Origin of the sequence: Rhizobium sp. Leaf262 (assembly GCF_001422245.1) — a bacterium.
Lineage (GTDB): Bacteria > Pseudomonadota > Alphaproteobacteria > Rhizobiales > Rhizobiaceae > Agrobacterium.
Window position 1 is genome coordinate 240,933 of the sequence record NZ_LMMM01000021.1, and the last position, 17,029, is coordinate 257,961.

Consider the following 17,029-nt stretch of genomic DNA (forward strand, 5'->3'; position numbering starts at 1 on the left):
CTACTTCGCCTGCGTCAGGAAAATCTTCACGGCAAAGAGAGAGAAGACGCCTGCGATGGAATAGTCCAGCCCGCGCAGGACCTTTCGGTTGCGCTGAAGCCAGCCGGACAGGCCATCTGCCGCCATGACGATGCCGATACCGATGGGTAGCGCGACGAGGATGGACCAGAACCCGAGGAAAATCAGTTTTCCCGTGACATGCGGGTCGGACGCACTGACGAATTGAGGCAGGAATGTCATGAAGAAGATGATGACTTTGGGATTGAGCAGATTGACCCACAGACCATTGAGCAGCGCCGACTTCTTGGACGCCTTCGCCTTTTGCTCCTTGGGACGCTCCATGACGAAATTCGAGCCTTTGCGGATGGCCTGAATGGCAAGCCAAACCAGATAGGCCGCGCCACCGGTTTTCAGCACCAGAAAGGCCGTCGGTGATGCCACGATCAGGGCTGCCACGCCGAAGGCGACAAGCATCGTGTGCACTGTAATGCCCAGATTGGTGCCCACCAGCGTCATGAAGCCGGAGGTGCGCCCTTCACGCAAGGAGCGACTGATCCACAGCGTCATATCGGGGCCGGGGGTAACCGCCAGAAGCAGGATGGCGATGGTAAAGGCAATCAGGGTCGGCAGGCTGGGCAGAAAATCCACGGCGGCACCACACTCGCAAGGGTTTGATGCATGTTCATAACGCGGTTTCCTCAGCCTGCCAAGCCAAACGAAAGAATGCCGCGCCCGAGGGCGCGGCAGGCATATCAGCTGTTCAGGAAGGATTTGAAGTCGTTGCTGTAATCCTCATGCCAGCGCGACAATGGCGGGCGATTTTCAACGATATCATTTGCCGCCCACAGGATGCGTTTTTCATCCGTCTTGCGGTCCACTTCGCCATCCGGGCACAGAATGTAGAAATCGCCCTTGCCGATGCTCTCGACCATGAAATCCACCGTCTGCTCGGGCGTCCATGCGCCAGATGGCTTTTCCGTCCGGCCATTGGCGGTAAGGCCGGTGAAGACAAAGCCGGGAATGAGAAGATGCGCGGAGATATTGCCGTTGGAGGCGTTTCTGAGCTCATATTCCAGGGCTTCGGTAAAGGCTTTGACGCCCGCCTTGGACACATTGTAGGCCGGATCGCCCGGCGGGGTGGTGATGCCCTGCTTGGAGCCGGTGTTGATGATGAGGCCCGGTTTGCCGTGGGCCAGCATGCCGGAACCGAACACACGGCTGCCATTGACGACGCCCATCAGATTGACGCCGAAGACCTTCTCCCAGTTGGCCTGCGGTCCGAAAATGGCGCTGCCGGGCTGCACACCGGCATTGTTCATCAACACATGGACACGCCCGAACCGCTGGATAACGGCGCGCTCCAACGCTTCCAGCTCATCGATTTTCGAAACGTCGGTCGGGATGGAAACGATCTGCTCATTGCCGTTTTCGGCAAGTGCAGCGATCTCGCTTTGTACCGCAGCCAGTTTCTCGCCATCGAGGTCAACCAGCACGACGCTCATGCCGAAACCGGCGAATTTACGCGCGGCGGCAAGGCCGATGCCAGATGCCGCGCCGGTGACGACGGCAACATTGTCCTTCGTGAATGCGTGGTGAAGTATCGTCATTGGTTTCTCCTTTTCGCTGCCGCTTCAAATCTCCGGCAGTGACGTCCCATGGAACCATGCGCTCTACTGACGCGGTGGAAGTTTAGTATTTTTATCCCTCTAAGTCACATGACGATGAAGGCGTTCCATCCGCGCCTCGTTTTGCATTTTTGTTGCGCCCGCCGATAAACTCGCTAAAAGTGCCGAAATCCCAAGGAAATGGCGATATCCAAATGTCGCCGGCACGCAAATGGATTTCACTGATGGCACTCCCGAAAGACGTAAAGAAAGTCGTTCTCGCCTATTCCGGCGGGCTCGATACTTCCATTATCCTCAAATGGCTTCAGACCGAACTGAATGCGGAGGTGGTGACCTTCACCGCCGACCTCGGACAGGGCGAAGAGCTGGAGCCCGCACGCAAGAAGGCCGAGATGCTGGGCATCAAGGAAATCTTCGTCGAGGATGTGCGCGAGGAATTCGTGCGCGATTTCGTCTTCCCGATGTTCCGCGCCAATGCCGTCTATGAAGGCGTCTATCTGCTGGGCACCTCGATTGCCCGCCCGCTGATTTCCAAGCACCTGATCGACATCGCCAAGAAGACCGGCGCAGATGCCATCGCCCACGGCGCGACCGGCAAGGGCAACGACCAGGTTCGTTTCGAGCTTTCGGCCTATGCGCTGAACCCCGATATCAAGATCATCGCCCCATGGCGTGACTGGACGTTCAAGAGCCGTACCGATCTTTTGAACTTTGCCGAACAGCACCAGATCCCGGTTGCCAAGGACAAGAAGGGCGAAGCACCGTTCTCCGTCGATGCCAACCTGCTGCACTCGTCCTCCGAAGGCAAGGTTCTGGAAGACCCGGCGGTCGAAGCGCCAGAATACGTGCATATGCGCACGATTTCGCCGGAAGCAGCGCCTGACAAGGCAACCACGATCAAGGTTGGTTTCCGCAACGGTGACGCCTGCTCCATCAATGGCGTCGAAATGTCGCCTGCGACATTGCTGGCAGCGCTCAACGATTACGGTCGTGACAACGGCATCGGCCGCCTCGATCTGGTCGAGAACCGCTATGTTGGCATGAAGTCCCGCGGCGTTTACGAAACACCCGGTGGCACCATCCTCCTGGCCGCCCACCGCGCCATCGAGAGCATCACGCTCGACCGGGGTGCAGCCCACCTCAAGGACGAGATCATGCCGCGCTACGCCGAGCTGATCTATTACGGCTTCTGGTTCTCGCCAGAGCGCGAAATGCTGCAGGCCCTGATCGACAAGAGCCAGGAGCATGTGGAAGGCGAAGTGACGCTGAAGCTCTATAAGGGCAACGTCATGGTCACCGGTCGCGAATCGGCAAAGTCGCTCTATTCCGACAAGCTGGTCACCTTCGAGGACGACCAGGGCGCTTATGACCAGAAGGATGCAGCAGGCTTCATCAAGCTCAATGCGCTGCGCCTGCGCACGCTGGCCAAGCGCAATTACGGCAAGTAAGACTTGCTGAAACCGATCTTGAAAGCCCCGGACCTCCGGGGCTTTTTCATGTCTGCCTGCGCGACAGAATGACGAAGCCGATGTAACTCGCCACCGCACTCAGTTCCATCAAGGGAATAATCGTGCCAAAACTCGTGAGTGGCGAACCGAGCAGCGAGGCGGCGACACCCGCCAGAAATCCCGCACTCATCTGGATAAAACCCATCATGGCCGATGCCGATCCGGCAATATGCGGAAACGGGCCCATGCCCGCCGTGATGATGTAGGGCGTCAACAGTGCAAGCCCGAAGGTCGCGACCGCAACCGGCCCCATGATCGAGAGAAACGAAGGCGAGATGAGGTGGACCGAGAGAAAGATCAGCACCCCACCTGTTGCCGACATGCAAAGACCCATCACCGCCGAGCGACGGTCGCCAATCCTGCGCGCGATGAAACGCAGGGCGATAGACCCCAAAAAATAGGCGCCCGATTGCATCAACATACCCACACCAAAGGCGGTTGGCGATAATCCGACCTCGTTGATGAGGACGAAGGGCAGCATGGTGGATTGCGCGTAGAGGGCCCCGACAGATCCGCCCAGCACCAGCGCCGAAAGCAGGAAACGCGGTGACGCCAGAAGCTCTCCATAAGCGCTGAGCAGGCGGGATGGCCGCAGACGGCTAGGGTCCGGCACCGTCGTCTCACGAAGACATAAAATGACGGCTGTGACCGATATCAGCCCGAAGGCGAGCATCAGCACAAAGACCGATTGCCAGCCGAAGGCCAGCAAAGACAGGCCGCCAATCGTCGGCCCAGCCGCCGGGCCGACCGCCAGCATGATGCCGATGAGGTTCAAGATGGCCGTGGCCTGCGGGCCGCTGAACTGGTCACGCACGACAGCCCGGGCAACGGTAACCCCGACGGATGCGCCAATACCCTGAATGAGACGGGCCGCCAGCAGAACCCCGACACTGGGCGCAAAAGCTGCAAGAGCGCCGCCTGCCAGATAGATCAGCAAAAACAGGATGGTCGCCTTGCGTCGACCGAAAGCATCCGACATAGCGCCGGACACGAGTTGGGCCACGGCGAAACCGCCGAAATAGAGCGTCAGGCTCATCTTGATGGCAGATTCGGTCGTCGCAAAGGCTCTGACGAGTTCCGGCATGGCGGGCGTATAGATCGCCATCGACACCGGCCCGAGCGAGGTCAGCATCGCGCCGAGAATGGCAGTGCGTCGCACCGTCATCGGAGGGTGGCCTTGGGTCATTGCGAGATCTGCTTGCTTTTGTCGCTCGCCGCCATCTGCAGGTTTTTCTGCAGGATCGTCAGGAGAGTGTGAAATTTGGACAGATCGTTCTCATCGAAACCATCGGTCGCCTGAACGATGAGGCTATCCACCTCGCGGCGAATGGCGACGAGCAGGTCCGATGAAGCCTGGGTGAGATAAATGCATTTGGAGCGGCGATCATCGGGGTTCGGTCGACGCTCTACCAGATCGAGCGATTCCAGCTTGTCGAGATAGGTGCAGACCGTCATCGGCTCGAGCCCGATGCGGCTGGCAATATCGGCCTGTTTGCTGCCATCGATGGCGGCGACCGTCAAAAGCGCGCGCGCCTCCCCCGGCGTCAGCCCAAGCCCAGCCTCACCGATACGCCGCTCAAAGACGCTGTTGAGAAACCGCGCACTGCTGTTGAGCAGGAAGGCCAGTGATTCTTTTTCGAGGGACGTGTTCATGGCGCGCCTTGTTCGTAAGGCTCTCTTATTAAAAATTCCAACCTTGCTGGCAAGGCTTGCTGCCCACGCCCACAGGCCTGCGCGGAAATAGTTTTGCGCCCACAGCAGTAAAGCAAGCAACCCATCTTGTTGATCCGACCATATTGAAACGTGGCCGCAGCCATGCCCATATGGTTGCAAATCGCATCTGCATGAGGACTTGACCATGACTTCCACCGCCACGCTCTACCCATCCTTGACAGAATGGAATGGAAAAAATGGTCTGCCCCGGTTTGAACAGGTCCGCGACGAGGATTTTGCTGGCGCTTTCGATGCGGCGCTGACCTCGCATGACGCCGAAATCAACGAGATTGCTGAGAGCACCGAAGAACCGAGCTTCGCCAACACCATCATTGCGCTTGAAATCGCTGGCGATGCCCTGTCGCGGGTATCCGCGCTGTTCTGGAACAAGGCAGGCGCGCATACCAATCCGGCCATTCAGGCGCTCGAACGCGAGATCGCGCCGAAAATGTCGCGACATTACTCCAAGATCAGCATGAATGAAGCGCTGTTCAAGCGCGTCGATACGCTCTGGGAAAAACGCGATGAGCTTGGCCTGACGGGCGAGGAACTGCGCGTTCTGGAACGGCATTGGAAGGGCTTCGTGCGCTCTGGCGCGAAACTGGAAAAGGACCATCAGGAGCGGCTTGCCGCCATCAATGAAGAACTTGCCGGTCTCGGAGCAAAATTCGGACAGAACGTTCTGGCCGACGAGAAAAGCTGGAAACTGCTTTTGTCTTCCGATGAAGAGCTTGCGGGCATTCCCGGCTTTCTGCGCGATGCCATGGCTGGTGCTGCGCGCGAACATGGCGAAGAGGGCAAATTCGCCGTGACCCTTTCCCGCTCGATCATCGAGCCGTTCCTGACATTTTCCGAACGCCGCGATCTGCGCGAGCAAGCCTTCAAAGCGTGGGTCGCACGCGGTGAAAACGGTGGCGAAACCGACAATCGCGATACGGTGAAACGCACGCTGGAACTGCGCGATGAAAAGGCAAAGCTTCTGGGCTACGACAATTTTGCCGCCTACAAGCTGGACAATACCATGGCGAAGACGCCAGACGCGGTGAACACGCTGCTGATGCAGGTTTGGGATAAGGCCGTTGCCCGCGCAGGCGAAGAAGAAGCTGAACTGGCCGAGGTGATTGCCGATGAGGGCAAGAACCACGACGTCATGCCATGGGACTGGCGTCATTACGCCGAAAAACTTCGCGCAAAGAAATTCAGCTTCTCCGAAGCCGAGCTGAAGCCCTATCTGCAAATGGAAAAAATCATCGAAGCCTGCTTCGATGTGGCGCACAGACTGTTCGGCATCAAAGCAATCGAACTGAAAGACGTCACAGCCTATCACCCCGATGTACGGACCTTCGAAATTCGCGATGACAAGGGCGATCTCGTCGCCATGTTCCTCGCCGATTTCTTCGCCCGCCCTTCGAAGCGGTCTGGCGCATGGATGAGTTCATTCCAGTCGCAGCACAAGCTGCCGCTGAAGAATGGCACGGCAGGCGAATTGCCGATCATCTACAATGTCTGCAATTTTGCCAAGCCTTCCGAAGGAAAGCCTGCTCTCTTGTCTCTGGACGATGCACGCACGCTGTTTCACGAATTCGGCCACGCGCTGCACGGCATGCTGTCCAACGTGACCTACCCCTCGGTATCGGGCACAGGGGTTTCGCGCGACTTCGTGGAACTGCCGTCGCAGCTTTACGAACACTGGCTGACCGTGCCGGAAATCCTTGAGACATACGCCCTGCACTACGAGACAGGTGCACCGATGCCAAAGGCGCTGCTGGACAAGGTTCTGGCAGCCCAAACCTTCAATGCCGGTTTCAACACGGTCGAATTCACCTCCTCGGCACTGGTCGATATGGCGTTTCACACACGCGGTACCGTTGCCGATCCGATGGCCGTTCAGGCCGAGGTTCTCATCTCGCTCGACATGCCGAAATCCATCGTCATGCGCCACGCCACCCCGCATTTCCAGCACGTCTTTTCCGGCGATGGCTATTCGGCGGGCTACTATTCCTACGTGTGGTCCGAGGTCCTGGACGCCGATGCCTTCGCAGCCTTCGAGGAAACCGGCGACCCCTTCAATGCGGATATGGCGCGCAAGCTGAAGGACAACATCTATTCCGTCGGCGGTTCGATCGATCCGGAAGAGACCTACAAGGCATTTCGCGGCAAGATGCCGAGCCCGGATGCAATGCTGGAAAAGCGCGGACTGGTGTAAGGGGATTTCTCCAGCCCGACACAATTTTATCTCGTCATCATGAACGCTACATTGTGAGTGTCAGCATGTGCGATATAATAGCGCTTACACGCATACCTAGGAGAACGACTTGAACGAACCTCTGAAAAAGCTGATTGAGGCTGCGAAGAACGTTCCGCAAACACGCCAAGACATCGAGATGCAACGGCGGAGCTTTGCCTATGGAAATACACATTTCGAAAATGAGCTGATTACGCGGGATATGGTTGATCGCATCGCAGACGAGATGGCGAACAAGAAGAATGACTGACGGAATACGGCGTCATAGCGTTGCAAGCGAGGCACCGGTTATCACCGACCCGCTGAAGCAAGCCGAGGCTGAAGCCCTTAATGGGCTGCTTCAGTTCGATCTTGCGCGCAATATGATTGTCGATGCCTTGGACAAGCAAGGGAAATGGAAGCTGCGGCCTTCGACAATCCTCAGTCTTCACCGAGAGGCTTTGCAAGGCATCAGCAATTACGCCGGCAATTTTCGTCCTGCTTCCGTTGAAATACAGGGAAGCAGACATAAGCCCGTAGACGCATTTCGCGTGCCTGAACTTGTCGAAGACATGTGCGATTACGTGAATGATCACTGGACTGAATCTACCGCCGTCCATTTGTCATCATTTATCATGTGGCGCTTGAACTGGATTCACCCATTCAGTGACGGTAATGGCCGGACGTCGCGAATGGTGTCCTATCTCGTTCTGTCGATAAAGCTAGGCCTCTTGCTTCCCGGCAAGAACACGATCCCCGATCAAATCGTAGACAACAGAGGCCCGTATTTTTCTGCGCTTGAGCATGCCGACCTTAGTCCTCTGGAAGGCCCCTATGATTTATCCGAGATGGAAGCATTGCTTGAAGGCATGTTGGCGAAGCAACTTGCTGGCGTCTTGGAGACTGCGACCGGAAAGTCGTTTCTTTAACACTTTTTTCCGCATTCGAAACTCTGTCATGTTTCTCAGCTAGAACCTGATCGCAGAGGGCTTATGTCACAAGCCCCCTTTCGCATTTGCAAAAAAAAGGTTATAGGCCCGCCAGACTAAATTGGCGCATCCAAGATATGACGCCCCAACTTCAGAGATATTGAACAATGGCAATTCGCAACATCGCGATTATCGCGCACGTTGACCATGGCAAAACGACGCTCGTTGACGAGCTTCTGAAACAGTCCGGTTCGTTCCGCGAAAACCAGCGCGTTGCGGAGCGCGTCATGGACAGTAACGACCTGGAAAAAGAACGCGGCATCACCATTCTGGCCAAGGCGACGTCGGTCGAGTGGAAGGGTGTTCGTATCAACATCGTCGACACCCCCGGCCACGCCGACTTCGGTGGTGAAGTCGAGCGTATTCTGTCGATGGTGGACGGCGCGATCGTTCTGGTCGACTCGTCCGAAGGCCCAATGCCACAGACCAAGTTCGTGGTCTCCAAGGCTCTCAAGGTTGGCCTCAAGCCTATCGTCGCGATCAACAAGATCGACCGTCCCGATGGCCGCCATGAAGAGGTCATCAACGAAGTATTCGACCTTTTCGCGAACCTCGATGCCACCGACGAGCAGCTCGACTTCCCGATCCTTTACGGTTCCGGTCGCGATGGCTGGATGAACGTCAATCCTGAAGGTCCGAAGGAAGACGGTCTCGCACCACTTCTCGACCTCGTCCTCAAGCACGTGCCTGAGCCGACTGTCGAAGAAGGTCCCTTCCGTCTGATCGGCACGATCCTCGAAGCCAACCCCTTCCTCGGCCGCATCATCACCGGTCGTATCGCTTCCGGCTCGATCAAGCCGAACCAGGCCGTCAAGGTTCTGGGCCAGGATGGCAAGACCATCGAAACCGGTCGTATTTCCAAGATCCTCGCATTCCGCGGTATCGAGCGCACGGCCATCGAAGAGGCCCATGCGGGCGACATCGTTGCTATCGCTGGCCTGTCCAAGGGCACGGTTGCCGACACGTTCTGTGATCCTTCCGTTACCGAAGCGATGACTGCACAGCCAATCGATCCGCCAACGGTTACGATGTCCTTCATCGTCAACGACAGCCCGCTGGCTGGCACCGAAGGCGACAAGGTGACATCGCGCGTTATCCGCGACCGTCTCTACAAGGAAGCCGAAGGCAACGTTGCGCTGAAGATCGAAGAAGCCGAAGGCAAGGATTCGTTCTTCGTGTCCGGTCGTGGCGAATTGCAGCTTGCCGTTCTGATCGAGACCATGCGTCGCGAAGGCTTCGAGCTTGCCGTGTCGCGTCCACGCGTCGTCATGCAGAAGGACGAGAGCGGCCAGACCATCGAGCCGATCGAAGAAGTCGTCATCGACGTCGATGAAGAGCATTCTGGTATCGTCGTTCAGAAGATGTCCGAGCGTAAGGCAGAAATGACCGAGCTTCGCCCATCCGGCGGCAACCGTGTTCGCCTGAAGTTCCTCGCACCGACCCGTGGCCTTATCGGCTACCAGTCCGAACTGCTGACAGACACACGCGGCACGGCGATCATGAACCGTCTGTTCCACGACTACCAGCCGTTCAAGGGCGCTATCGGTGGTCGCGTCAACGGCGTTCTGCTGTCGAACGGTGCCGGTGAAGCCGTTGCCTACGCCATGTTCAACCTGGAAGATCGCGGCCCGATGATGATCGAGCCCGGCGAAAAGGTTTATGCTGGCATGATCATCGGCATTCACACCCGCGACAACGACCTTGAGGTCAACGTTCTCAAGGGCAAGCAGCTGACCAACATCCGCGCTGCCGGCAAGGACGAAGCCGTCAAGCTGACGCCGCCGATCCGCATGACGCTGGACCGCGCCCTGTCGTGGATTCAGGACGACGAACTGATGGAAGTGACGCCAAAGTCCATCCGTCTGCGCAAGATGTTCCTGGACGCCAACGACCGCAAGCGTTTCGACAAGGCAAAGCTTGCCGGCTGATATTCGGCATCATTTCTGAATTTGGAAAACCCGGCCATTGCGCCGGGTTTTTTATTTGCGGCTGCGCGTTAACCGTCTCACCGTTTTATTTGGGGCTTGAGTCGCATGCGGCTTGCCTCAATGGTAAATATAGCGTTAATTTTTACCCTTCATCCACATGAATAGGCTGTGGGTAAGCTTCAAGCCGTTAACCTTTATGGCTGGTAAGTTTTCTCCGCCGGGGTCAGAATCGCGTTATGAAAACGTTATCCATAGACATTCGCCGAGCAGAGCCGGACGATGCGCACGCCATTTCCGATGCGCACAGATCGTCGTGGCAGCAGGCCTATGCGGGTCTCATTCCCCATAAGCCCCTGCGGCAAATGCTGGATCGTCGCAACGAGACATGGTGGCGCAAGGCCGCTCGTGGGTCTGCCACAATGCTGGTTGTGGAAGTGGCGGGCGTGATTGCCGGCTACACCACCCTTGGCCTCAGCCGCGCCCGTGGCCTGCCCTATGATGGCGAAATCTACGAGATTTATCTGCGCCCCGAATATCAGGGCATGGGCCTCGGGTCCGTTCTGTTTACAGAGGCAAGACGCCTGCTGAAATCGCTGGGCTGCAAGGGCGTCGTCGTCTGGTGCCTGGAAGACAGCGATGTCGCCAACCGCTTCTTCCGCTCGCATGGCGGCAAGGACGTGGCGGAAGGCATGGAAGACTTCGCGGGCGTGCAGTTGCGCAAGCTCGGCTTCGCCTGGCACTGAGATTTCGTCAAAACAAGCTTTCCGACACGCCGTCTTTTAACGGGGTGTACCGACTGCGCGCTGTTTGGCCTTCAAATATTCCCGATTGTGCGCTATTGCGGCTTAAAGCGTGCAAGACCTGCGCTTATAGTCGTAACATTTCGGAGTGAGAGATGGATAAGTTCACCAAGCTGACGGGTGTTGCCGCCCCCATGCCGGTCGTCAATGTCGATACGGACATGATCATTCCGAAGGATTACCTCAAGACCATCAAGCGCACCGGCCTCGGCAAGGGTCTTTTCGCCGAGTCACGCTATCTGGATGACGGTTCCGACAATCCCGATTTCGTGCTGAACAAACCCGCCTATCGCAACGCGCAAATCCTTGTCGCTGGTGACAATTTCGGCTGCGGTTCATCTCGCGAACATGCGCCCTGGGCGTTGCTGGACTTCGGCATTCGCTGTGTGATCTCCACAAGCTTTGCCGATATCTTCTACAACAACTGTTTCAAGAACGGCATTCTGCCCATCGTCGTCAGTCCGGAAAATCTGGAAAAGCTGATGGATGACGCATCGCGCGGCTCCAACGCCGTGGTGACCGTCGATCTCGAAAATCTCGAAATCAGCGGTCCTGACGGTGGCACGATCAAGTTCGAGCTGGATGAGTTCAAGCGCCACTGCATGCTGAACGGCCTTGATGATATCGGCCTGACGCTGGAACATGCCGGCGCCATCGAAGGCTTCGAAAAGACCAACGCCTCCGCGCGTCCCTGGGCCTGATCCTTTTCGCACGCATTCAAGGCCGGTTTGGTGCTTCCCGTACCAAATCGGCTTTTGCCTTCCTTGAAATAGGCCATTGCGAAGGTTAAGAAGCCCGCACCCTGCGGCGATTGACGTTGCGGGACTACGGATTTTTTGACGCGCCCGCCATTTCGAGACCATCAGCGGTCTTGCGGTGTGGCCAAGGAGGGTTTTCATGACAGTGCGCACGCTTTTCCTGCTGCCCGGTGACGGCATCGGCCCTGAGGCCATGGCGGAAGTCCGCAAGCTGATCGATTATCTGAACAGCGAGAAGGCCGCTGGTTTCAAGACGGAAGAAGGCCTCGTTGGTGGCAGCGCTTATGACGCCCACGGCGTGGCCATCTCCGATGCGGATATGGAAAAGGCGTTGGCCGCAGACGCCATTCTGTTCGGTGCCGTCGGCGGCCCCAAGTGGGATAGTGTGCCTTACGAGGTCAGACCCGAATCCGGTCTCCTGCGCTTGCGCAAGGACCTGGAGCTTTTCGCCAATCTGCGCCCGGCGATCTGCTACCCGGCGCTGGCTGCCGCATCCTCGCTGAAACAGGAGCTTGTCGAAGGCCTCGACATTCTTATCGTTCGTGAACTGACCGGCGGCGTTTATTTCGGTGAGCCGAAGCAGATCATCGATCTCGGTAACGGCCAGAAGCGCGGCATCGACACCCAGATCTATGACACGTTCGAAATCGAGCGCATTGCCAGCGTCGCCTTCGAACTTGCCCGCACCCGCGGCAACCGCGTCTGCTCCATGGAAAAGCGCAATGTCATGAAATCGGGCGTTCTGTGGAACCAGGTTGTTACCGAAACCCACGCGGCAAAGTTCAAGGATGTTCAGCTGGAGCATATGCTGGCTGACGCCGGTGGCATGCAGCTGGTGCGCAAGCCCAAGCAGTTCGACGTCATCGTCACCGACAATCTGTTCGGCGACATGCTGTCCGACGTTGCCGCCATGTTGACGGGTTCGCTCGGCATGCTGCCATCCGCTTCGCTCGGCGCACCGGATGCCAAGACAGGCAAGCGCAAGGCCATGTATGAGCCCGTACACGGCTCTGCCCCTGACATTGCCGGCAAGGGCGTCGCCAACCCGATCGCCATGATCGCGTCATTCGCCATGTGCCTGCGTTATTCCTTCAACATGGTGGACGAAGCAACCAAGCTGGAAACGGCCATCGCCAATGTTCTCGACAAGGGCATCCGCACCGCCGACATCATGGCGGACGGCAGTCGTCAGGTCAGCACATCTGAAATGGGCGACGCGGTTCTGGCAGAATTCAAGGCGCTGTCGGCCTGATCGAAACATTCTGGGCAGGGGGCGTTGCGTCCTGCCCGGCATCTTCTTTCGGCAGGAGATGCTCGTAGCGCTTGTCTGTCAGCGTTTTCAAAAAGGCGACGATGGCATCCACCCGCTTATCGTCCAGCGCCGGTGCTGCCGTGAGTTCCGTCATGGCGATATTCTCGGGCACCTCTGGCGTATCCCACGCCTGCTCCGTTTCCGGGTTGATCTGACGGCTGGGCTTCTTGCTTTTGTACTTCACGTAAAACAGCACGACGGTGCGCAAATCCTTGAACACGCCATTGTGCATATAAGGGCCGGTGACAGCGACATTGCGCAGGGTCGGCACCTTGAACTTGCCGCGCTGGGCGGGATCGCCCGCAACGGCGGGGTTTTGGGCAAGACCCAGATCGACGGCATCGGGCATCGAACCATTTGCCGCCCTGACCGCCTTGTTGGCGGGAACGCCGATGTTGAAATATTTGTGGTTCGTGAAAATGCCGTCGGAAAGCCCATTGGGGCCTTTGATCTCGTGACAGGTGTTGCAGTTGGTGAACTGTGTCGATGACATCAAGACGCGGCCCAGCTCTTCCTGATCGGTCAGCTTTTCCTCGCCGCGCAGGAAGCGATCATATTTCGAATCGAAGGTCGAAAACTCGTCCGAGCGCTCGAAGGCGGCCAGTGCTTTGCTCATCGCCGCAAAGGCGGCATCATCGGTCTTGAAGACATCATTGCCGAACTGCGTGCCGAAGGCTGCGGCGTAATCCGGGTTTTCCTTCAGCCGCTTGGCGACAGTGGCCTTGTCGGGCATGCCCATTTCAACCGGATTTAAAGGCGGGCCACCGGCCTGCTCTTCCAGCGACGATGCGCGCCCGTCCCAGAATTGCCCGCCGACATATTCGCCAGCCGCGTTCCTGCCGAAGGGTGGCGAGAATTTCGCATAGGCCGCGCTCGGCGCATTGCGATCACCCAGGGAGCCGCCGTCATCGCCCAGCGAAACATCGTGGCCCACCTTGTCGCTCTCGCGCGCATCGGTAAAGCCAGCCGCTTCCATATGGCAGGTGGAGCAGGACATTGTGCGGTTCATGGACAGGTTGTTGTCGTGGAACAGGGCCTTGCCCAGCTTTTCCAGCGTGGCGTAATCCTCGCCGCTATGGGCAGCATCGCCCGTCCCGATACCGGCAGGCAGCAGGAGACACGCACTTGCAATGATGACGCAGAGGATATGCCTGAACATGGCAGACGCCGAAATCGATGAAACTGGCGTGCTCTATATCATCTCAAATCGGCAAAGCACAGAAACTTTCTGGGCCCGCTCCACTTTGCCGCAGCGGATGATTTCAGTCGATCTGGAAGTAGTTCTCGAAGGATTCGGGGAAGTTCTGCCGCGCCACTCGCTCATCGATGACAAGCATCGCCTCATAGGAGATCGGGTCGAAATTCTTTTCCGCAGCCACGACTTCGCGCCCAAATAGCAGGCTGAGACGCGCAGCATCCAGATTGCCGCGTTCGAAGGGCTCGTTGCCGAAGTGGTGCCACAGCGCGTGCAGAAAGGCCGCATCCACCTTGTGTTCCGGTGAATCGTTGCGGGCGCGGCGGGGAATGTATTTGACGGGAGTGACGCCGCGCGGATTTGCGCGGCGTATGGTGAATTGAATACCCGTGCTCGGCATGCCGGATGGAAAACCACGATGTTTGGTCATGTCGGGCAGGTTTGCCATTCTCTTCTCCTTAGGCCTTGCCGATTTTGTCCTGTGTCTTCGTATCGAAGTCGGACGCATCGTGGCGTTCATGCAATTGTTCCGAAGGATCGCCATTGGCCTTGTTGACCATGCGACCCCGCTTGACGGCCGGACGTTCCGCGATCTCCGCCGCCCAACGCTGAAGGTTCTTGTAGCTCTTCACATCCAGGAAGACATCGGCCTTCGGATAAGACTGTCCGCGCGCCAGATTGCCATACCATGGCCAGACGGCGATATCCGCAATCGAATACTCCGAACCGGCCAGATACTGGTTCTCTGCCAGATGGCGGTCCAGCACGTCAAGCTGGCGCTTGGCTTCCATGGCAAAACGATCGATGGCATATTTGATGTGAACAGGCGCGTAGGCATAAAAGTGGCCGAAGCCGCCGCCCAGATAAGGGCCGGACGCCATCTGCCAGAACAGCCAGTTGATCGCCTCGGTGCGTGCCTTGTGATCTTTAGGGAGAAAGGCACCGAATTTTTCGGCGAGATAGAGCAGGATCGAGCCGCTTTCGAAGACTCGCGTCGGTTCTGGCGTGGAATGATCCACAAGTGCCGGGATTTTCGAATTCGGATTGGCCTTGACGAAACCGGAGCCGAACTGGTCGCCATCGCCGATCTTGATCAGCCATGCATCATATTCGGCGCCCGTATGGCCTGCGGCCAGCAGTTCTTCCAGCATGATGCCGACCTTCTGGCCGTTTGGCGTCGCCAGCGAATAGAGCTGCAGCGGATGCTTGCCGACCGGCAATTCCTTGTCGTGCGTCGGACCGGCTATCGGGCGATTGATATTGGCGAACTGACCGCCATTGCCCTTTTCCCATTCCCAGACATCGGCTGGTTCGTAACCGGCAGGAAAGTTATTCTCGGGGGATTTCTCGGTCATGAAAATCTGTCCTTGTTCAATGGATCAAGCGCCAGCGTTCAGCACTCCAAAGCAATATAGGCATCCCCCAGGAATTCCTCCACCGCATCATCGATGAGAAAAATTCAACCTTTGGCGATGGCGTGAAAAAACGTACCCGTAACAAAGCCGCGTCTGCCGCCGGACGCACCAATCGGCTTTCCCTGCCCATCGGCAATCTGCGCAAAGGCTTCATCATGACCTTGATCGATGACGCGTGCATAGTGGAACTCGTGGCCACGCAGGACATCACCAGCACGCCCGATGGGGCTATCTGCTGATATCGTCGCCTGCCGATAGCCGAGGTTCATCTTGCGTTTGGCAAAGCTGGTGGCGTGCGACAAAAGACCGGTCATCGCATGCGTGACGCCATCTGCATCTTCCAAAGCATCACCCAGCACCATGTACCCACCGCACTCACCGTGGACCGGTTTGGTCTGTGAAAACCGGTCAAGACCCGCCTTGAACCGATGCGCCGCTGCAAGCTGTCCTGCGTAAAGCTCTGGGTAGCCCCCCGGCAGCCAGCAGATGTCGCAGGACTCATCCGGCGCTTCATCTGCCAGTGGCGAGAAAGGGATGATCTCGGCCCCCGCTTCACGCCAGTGGCGCTGGAGGTGGGGATAGAGAAAGGTAAAGGCCGCATCCTGCGCCAAGGCAATGCGCTGACCGGGCGGCGCAATGGCGGCATCCACCGAGCCCTGCGATAGATCGACCGGACTGGCGAGCGCCAGGAGTGCATCAAGATCGATAGAGCTTTCCATCGCATCCGCGAGACGTTCGATATGCGCATCGATTTCCGGATGCTCGCTGGCCTGCACCAGCCCCAGATGCCGCTCCGGCAGAACCAGCGAGGGATCGCGCATCACGCAGCCCGCAACCGGCAGACCGATTTTTTCAATGGCGTCCGAACACAGCGTGCGGTGTCTTTCACTGCCCCCACGGTTCAACACCACGGCAGACATTTTGACTGCCGGATCGTAATGGGCAAAGCCGTGGGCGACGGCAGCGGCTGTCTGCGACTGGCCGGAGACATCCAGCACCAGCAACACGGGAATGCTGAACAGCCTCGCTAGATCAGCGGCAGAACCGGTTCTGTTCTCCGGCACGACGATGCCATCGAACAGACCCATGGCGCTTTCGATCAGCAGCAGTTCTGCGTCTTCGGCCTGCTGCGCAAACAAGTGCCGCAGCAAATCCGGCTGCATGGCCCAGCTATCGAGATTGAGCCCCGGCGTGCCAGCCGCAAAGGCATGGAAACCCGGATCGATATAATCAGGCCCGGTCTTGATGCCACGCACCTTTACGCCACGCCGCGCAAAGGCTCGCAGAAGCCCGATAGTGACGCTGGTCTTGCCCGACCCGGAGCGCGGTGCGCCTATGATGATCGCCCGCGCCGTCATACCCGTCTTCCCTCATTCCTGTGCTCGTCACAGGAATCTAGCCAGCCCAAGTCCTTGGGCTGAAAAGACTCGTCCCGCCGCGCAGACGCGCGACGACTGGATTCCTGTGACAGGCACAGGAATGAGGGTGGTGTAACATCTCCAACGGTCTTCAAAATAAGGGCCTTACATTTTATCGTTGCTGTTTCCCCATGACGGCCAAAC

16 protein-coding genes are annotated in these 17,029 nt (G+C 57.8%); 8 read left to right on the forward strand and 8 right to left on the reverse strand.

Features of this window, described 5'->3' with window-relative positions; genetic code table 11:
• Together ASF29_RS23180 and ASF29_RS23185 are read right to left on the reverse strand one after the other, a co-directional pair.
• Positions 1 to 648, reverse strand: coding sequence for a LysE family translocator (locus ASF29_RS23180; protein ID WP_062453026.1), 648 nt, complete (start codon positions 646 to 648; stop codon positions 1 to 3).
• Positions 649 to 752: 104 nt separating this feature from the next.
• Complete coding sequence (locus tag ASF29_RS23185; RefSeq protein ID WP_062453027.1) at positions 753 to 1,607, reverse strand: SDR family NAD(P)-dependent oxidoreductase; 855 nt, start codon at positions 1,605 to 1,607, stop codon at positions 753 to 755.
• Positions 1,608 to 1,849: 242 nt separating this feature from the next.
• Here ASF29_RS23185 and ASF29_RS23190 point away from each other — a divergent pair, with 242 nt between their 5' ends.
• Positions 1,850 to 3,073 carry an argininosuccinate synthase gene (locus tag ASF29_RS23190; RefSeq protein ID WP_062453151.1) on the forward strand — a complete coding sequence of 408 codons (1,224 nt, stop codon included), beginning with the start codon at positions 1,850 to 1,852 and terminating at the stop codon, positions 3,071 to 3,073.
• Between the two features lie 46 nt (positions 3,074 to 3,119).
• Here ASF29_RS23190 and ASF29_RS23195 read toward each other — a convergent pair whose 3' ends face one another.
• Together ASF29_RS23195 and ASF29_RS23200 are read right to left on the reverse strand one after the other, a co-directional pair.
• Positions 3,120 to 4,298, reverse strand: coding sequence for a multidrug effflux MFS transporter (locus ASF29_RS23195; protein ID WP_062453152.1), 1,179 nt, complete (start codon positions 4,296 to 4,298; stop codon positions 3,120 to 3,122).
• A 17-nt stretch (positions 4,299 to 4,315) separates the two neighbouring features.
• Positions 4,316 to 4,786 (reverse strand): MarR family transcriptional regulator, encoded by a 471-nt coding sequence (locus tag ASF29_RS23200; protein ID WP_062453028.1) that lies wholly within the window; start codon positions 4,784 to 4,786, stop codon positions 4,316 to 4,318.
• Positions 4,787 to 4,991: 205 nt separating this feature from the next.
• Here ASF29_RS23200 and ASF29_RS23205 point away from each other — a divergent pair, with 205 nt between their 5' ends.
• The 7 genes from ASF29_RS23205 to leuB all read left to right on the forward strand — a co-directional run bounded on the left by ASF29_RS23205 (position 4,992) and on the right by leuB (position 12,797).
• Entirely contained in the window at positions 4,992 to 7,052 is a 2,061-nt protein-coding gene (locus ASF29_RS23205) for a M3 family metallopeptidase (RefSeq protein ID WP_062453029.1), read from the forward strand.
• Between the two features lie 109 nt (positions 7,053 to 7,161).
• Positions 7,162 to 7,341: a hypothetical protein gene (locus ASF29_RS23210; protein WP_062453030.1), complete on the forward strand. Its 180-nt coding sequence runs from the start codon at positions 7,162 to 7,164 to the stop codon at positions 7,339 to 7,341.
• Positions 7,334 to 7,999, forward strand: a complete 666-nt coding sequence (locus ASF29_RS23215; protein WP_062453031.1) for a Fic family protein — start codon at positions 7,334 to 7,336, stop codon at positions 7,997 to 7,999. The genes ASF29_RS23210 and ASF29_RS23215 overlap by 8 nt, the downstream gene beginning before the upstream one ends.
• A 167-nt stretch (positions 8,000 to 8,166) precedes the next feature.
• Complete coding sequence (typA, locus tag ASF29_RS23220; RefSeq protein ID WP_062453032.1) at positions 8,167 to 9,987, forward strand: translational GTPase TypA; 1,821 nt, start codon at positions 8,167 to 8,169, stop codon at positions 9,985 to 9,987.
• A gap of 236 nt (positions 9,988 to 10,223) precedes the next feature.
• The gene (locus tag ASF29_RS23225; protein ID WP_062453033.1) at positions 10,224 to 10,730 is read left to right on the forward strand and encodes a GNAT family N-acetyltransferase; all 507 of its coding nucleotides are present in this window, start codon (positions 10,224 to 10,226) and stop codon (positions 10,728 to 10,730) included.
• A gap of 152 nt (positions 10,731 to 10,882) precedes the next feature.
• Positions 10,883 to 11,488, forward strand: coding sequence for a 3-isopropylmalate dehydratase small subunit (gene leuD, locus ASF29_RS23230; protein ID WP_062453034.1), 606 nt, complete (start codon positions 10,883 to 10,885; stop codon positions 11,486 to 11,488).
• A gap of 196 nt (positions 11,489 to 11,684) precedes the next feature.
• Positions 11,685 to 12,797, forward strand: a complete 1,113-nt coding sequence (leuB, locus tag ASF29_RS23235) for a 3-isopropylmalate dehydrogenase (RefSeq protein ID WP_062453035.1) — start codon at positions 11,685 to 11,687, stop codon at positions 12,795 to 12,797.
• On the opposite strand, the gene ASF29_RS23240 is transcribed toward leuB, so the two are convergent.
• From ASF29_RS23240 to ASF29_RS23255, 4 genes are all read right to left on the reverse strand, one after another.
• Complete coding sequence (locus tag ASF29_RS23240) at positions 12,778 to 14,016, reverse strand: cytochrome-c peroxidase (RefSeq protein WP_062453036.1); 1,239 nt, start codon at positions 14,014 to 14,016, stop codon at positions 12,778 to 12,780. The two genes, leuB and ASF29_RS23240, sit on opposite strands and share 20 nt — an antisense overlap.
• A 103-nt stretch (positions 14,017 to 14,119) precedes the next feature.
• A complete protein-coding gene (locus ASF29_RS23245) occupies positions 14,120 to 14,500 on the reverse strand; it encodes a hypothetical protein (RefSeq protein ID WP_062453037.1) in 381 nt (126 codons plus the stop codon).
• A gap of 10 nt (positions 14,501 to 14,510) precedes the next feature.
• Positions 14,511 to 15,407, reverse strand: coding sequence for a glutathione-dependent disulfide-bond oxidoreductase (gene yghU / locus ASF29_RS23250; protein ID WP_062453038.1), 897 nt, complete (start codon positions 15,405 to 15,407; stop codon positions 14,511 to 14,513).
• A gap of 104 nt (positions 15,408 to 15,511) precedes the next feature.
• Positions 15,512 to 16,825 (reverse strand): cobyrinate a,c-diamide synthase, encoded by a 1,314-nt coding sequence (locus tag ASF29_RS23255; RefSeq protein ID WP_062453039.1) that lies wholly within the window; start codon positions 16,823 to 16,825, stop codon positions 15,512 to 15,514.
• Between the last annotated feature and the right edge of the window lie 204 nt (positions 16,826 to 17,029).

What these genes read in the sequence shown, in the direction of transcription:
- ASF29_RS23200 (WP_062453028.1), bottom strand. Translation starts at nt 4,786, where the DNA reads ATGAACACGTCCCTCGAAAAAGAATCACTGGCCTTCCTGCTCAACAGC.
- ASF29_RS23195 (WP_062453152.1), bottom strand. Translation starts at nt 4,298, where the DNA reads ATGACGGTGCGACGCACTGCCATTCTCGGCGCGATGCTGACCTCGCTC.
- ASF29_RS23190 (WP_062453151.1), top strand. Translation starts at nt 1,850, where the DNA reads ATGGCACTCCCGAAAGACGTAAAGAAAGTCGTTCTCGCCTATTCCGGC.
- ASF29_RS23255 (WP_062453039.1), bottom strand. Translation starts at nt 16,825, where the DNA reads ATGACGGCGCGGGCGATCATCATAGGCGCACCGCGCTCCGGGTCGGGC.
- leuB (WP_062453035.1), top strand. Translation starts at nt 11,685, where the DNA reads ATGACAGTGCGCACGCTTTTCCTGCTGCCCGGTGACGGCATCGGCCCT.
- leuD (WP_062453034.1), top strand. Translation starts at nt 10,883, where the DNA reads ATGGATAAGTTCACCAAGCTGACGGGTGTTGCCGCCCCCATGCCGGTC.
- ASF29_RS23215 (WP_062453031.1), top strand. Translation starts at nt 7,334, where the DNA reads ATGACTGACGGAATACGGCGTCATAGCGTTGCAAGCGAGGCACCGGTT.
- ASF29_RS23225 (WP_062453033.1), top strand. Translation starts at nt 10,224, where the DNA reads ATGAAAACGTTATCCATAGACATTCGCCGAGCAGAGCCGGACGATGCG.
- ASF29_RS23205 (WP_062453029.1), top strand. Translation starts at nt 4,992, where the DNA reads ATGACTTCCACCGCCACGCTCTACCCATCCTTGACAGAATGGAATGGA.
- ASF29_RS23240 (WP_062453036.1), bottom strand. Translation starts at nt 14,016, where the DNA reads ATGTTCAGGCATATCCTCTGCGTCATCATTGCAAGTGCGTGTCTCCTG.
- typA (WP_062453032.1), top strand. Translation starts at nt 8,167, where the DNA reads ATGGCAATTCGCAACATCGCGATTATCGCGCACGTTGACCATGGCAAA.
- yghU (WP_062453038.1), bottom strand. Translation starts at nt 15,407, where the DNA reads ATGACCGAGAAATCCCCCGAGAATAACTTTCCTGCCGGTTACGAACCA.
- ASF29_RS23245 (WP_062453037.1), bottom strand. Translation starts at nt 14,500, where the DNA reads ATGGCAAACCTGCCCGACATGACCAAACATCGTGGTTTTCCATCCGGC.
- ASF29_RS23185 (WP_062453027.1), bottom strand. Translation starts at nt 1,607, where the DNA reads ATGACGATACTTCACCACGCATTCACGAAGGACAATGTTGCCGTCGTC.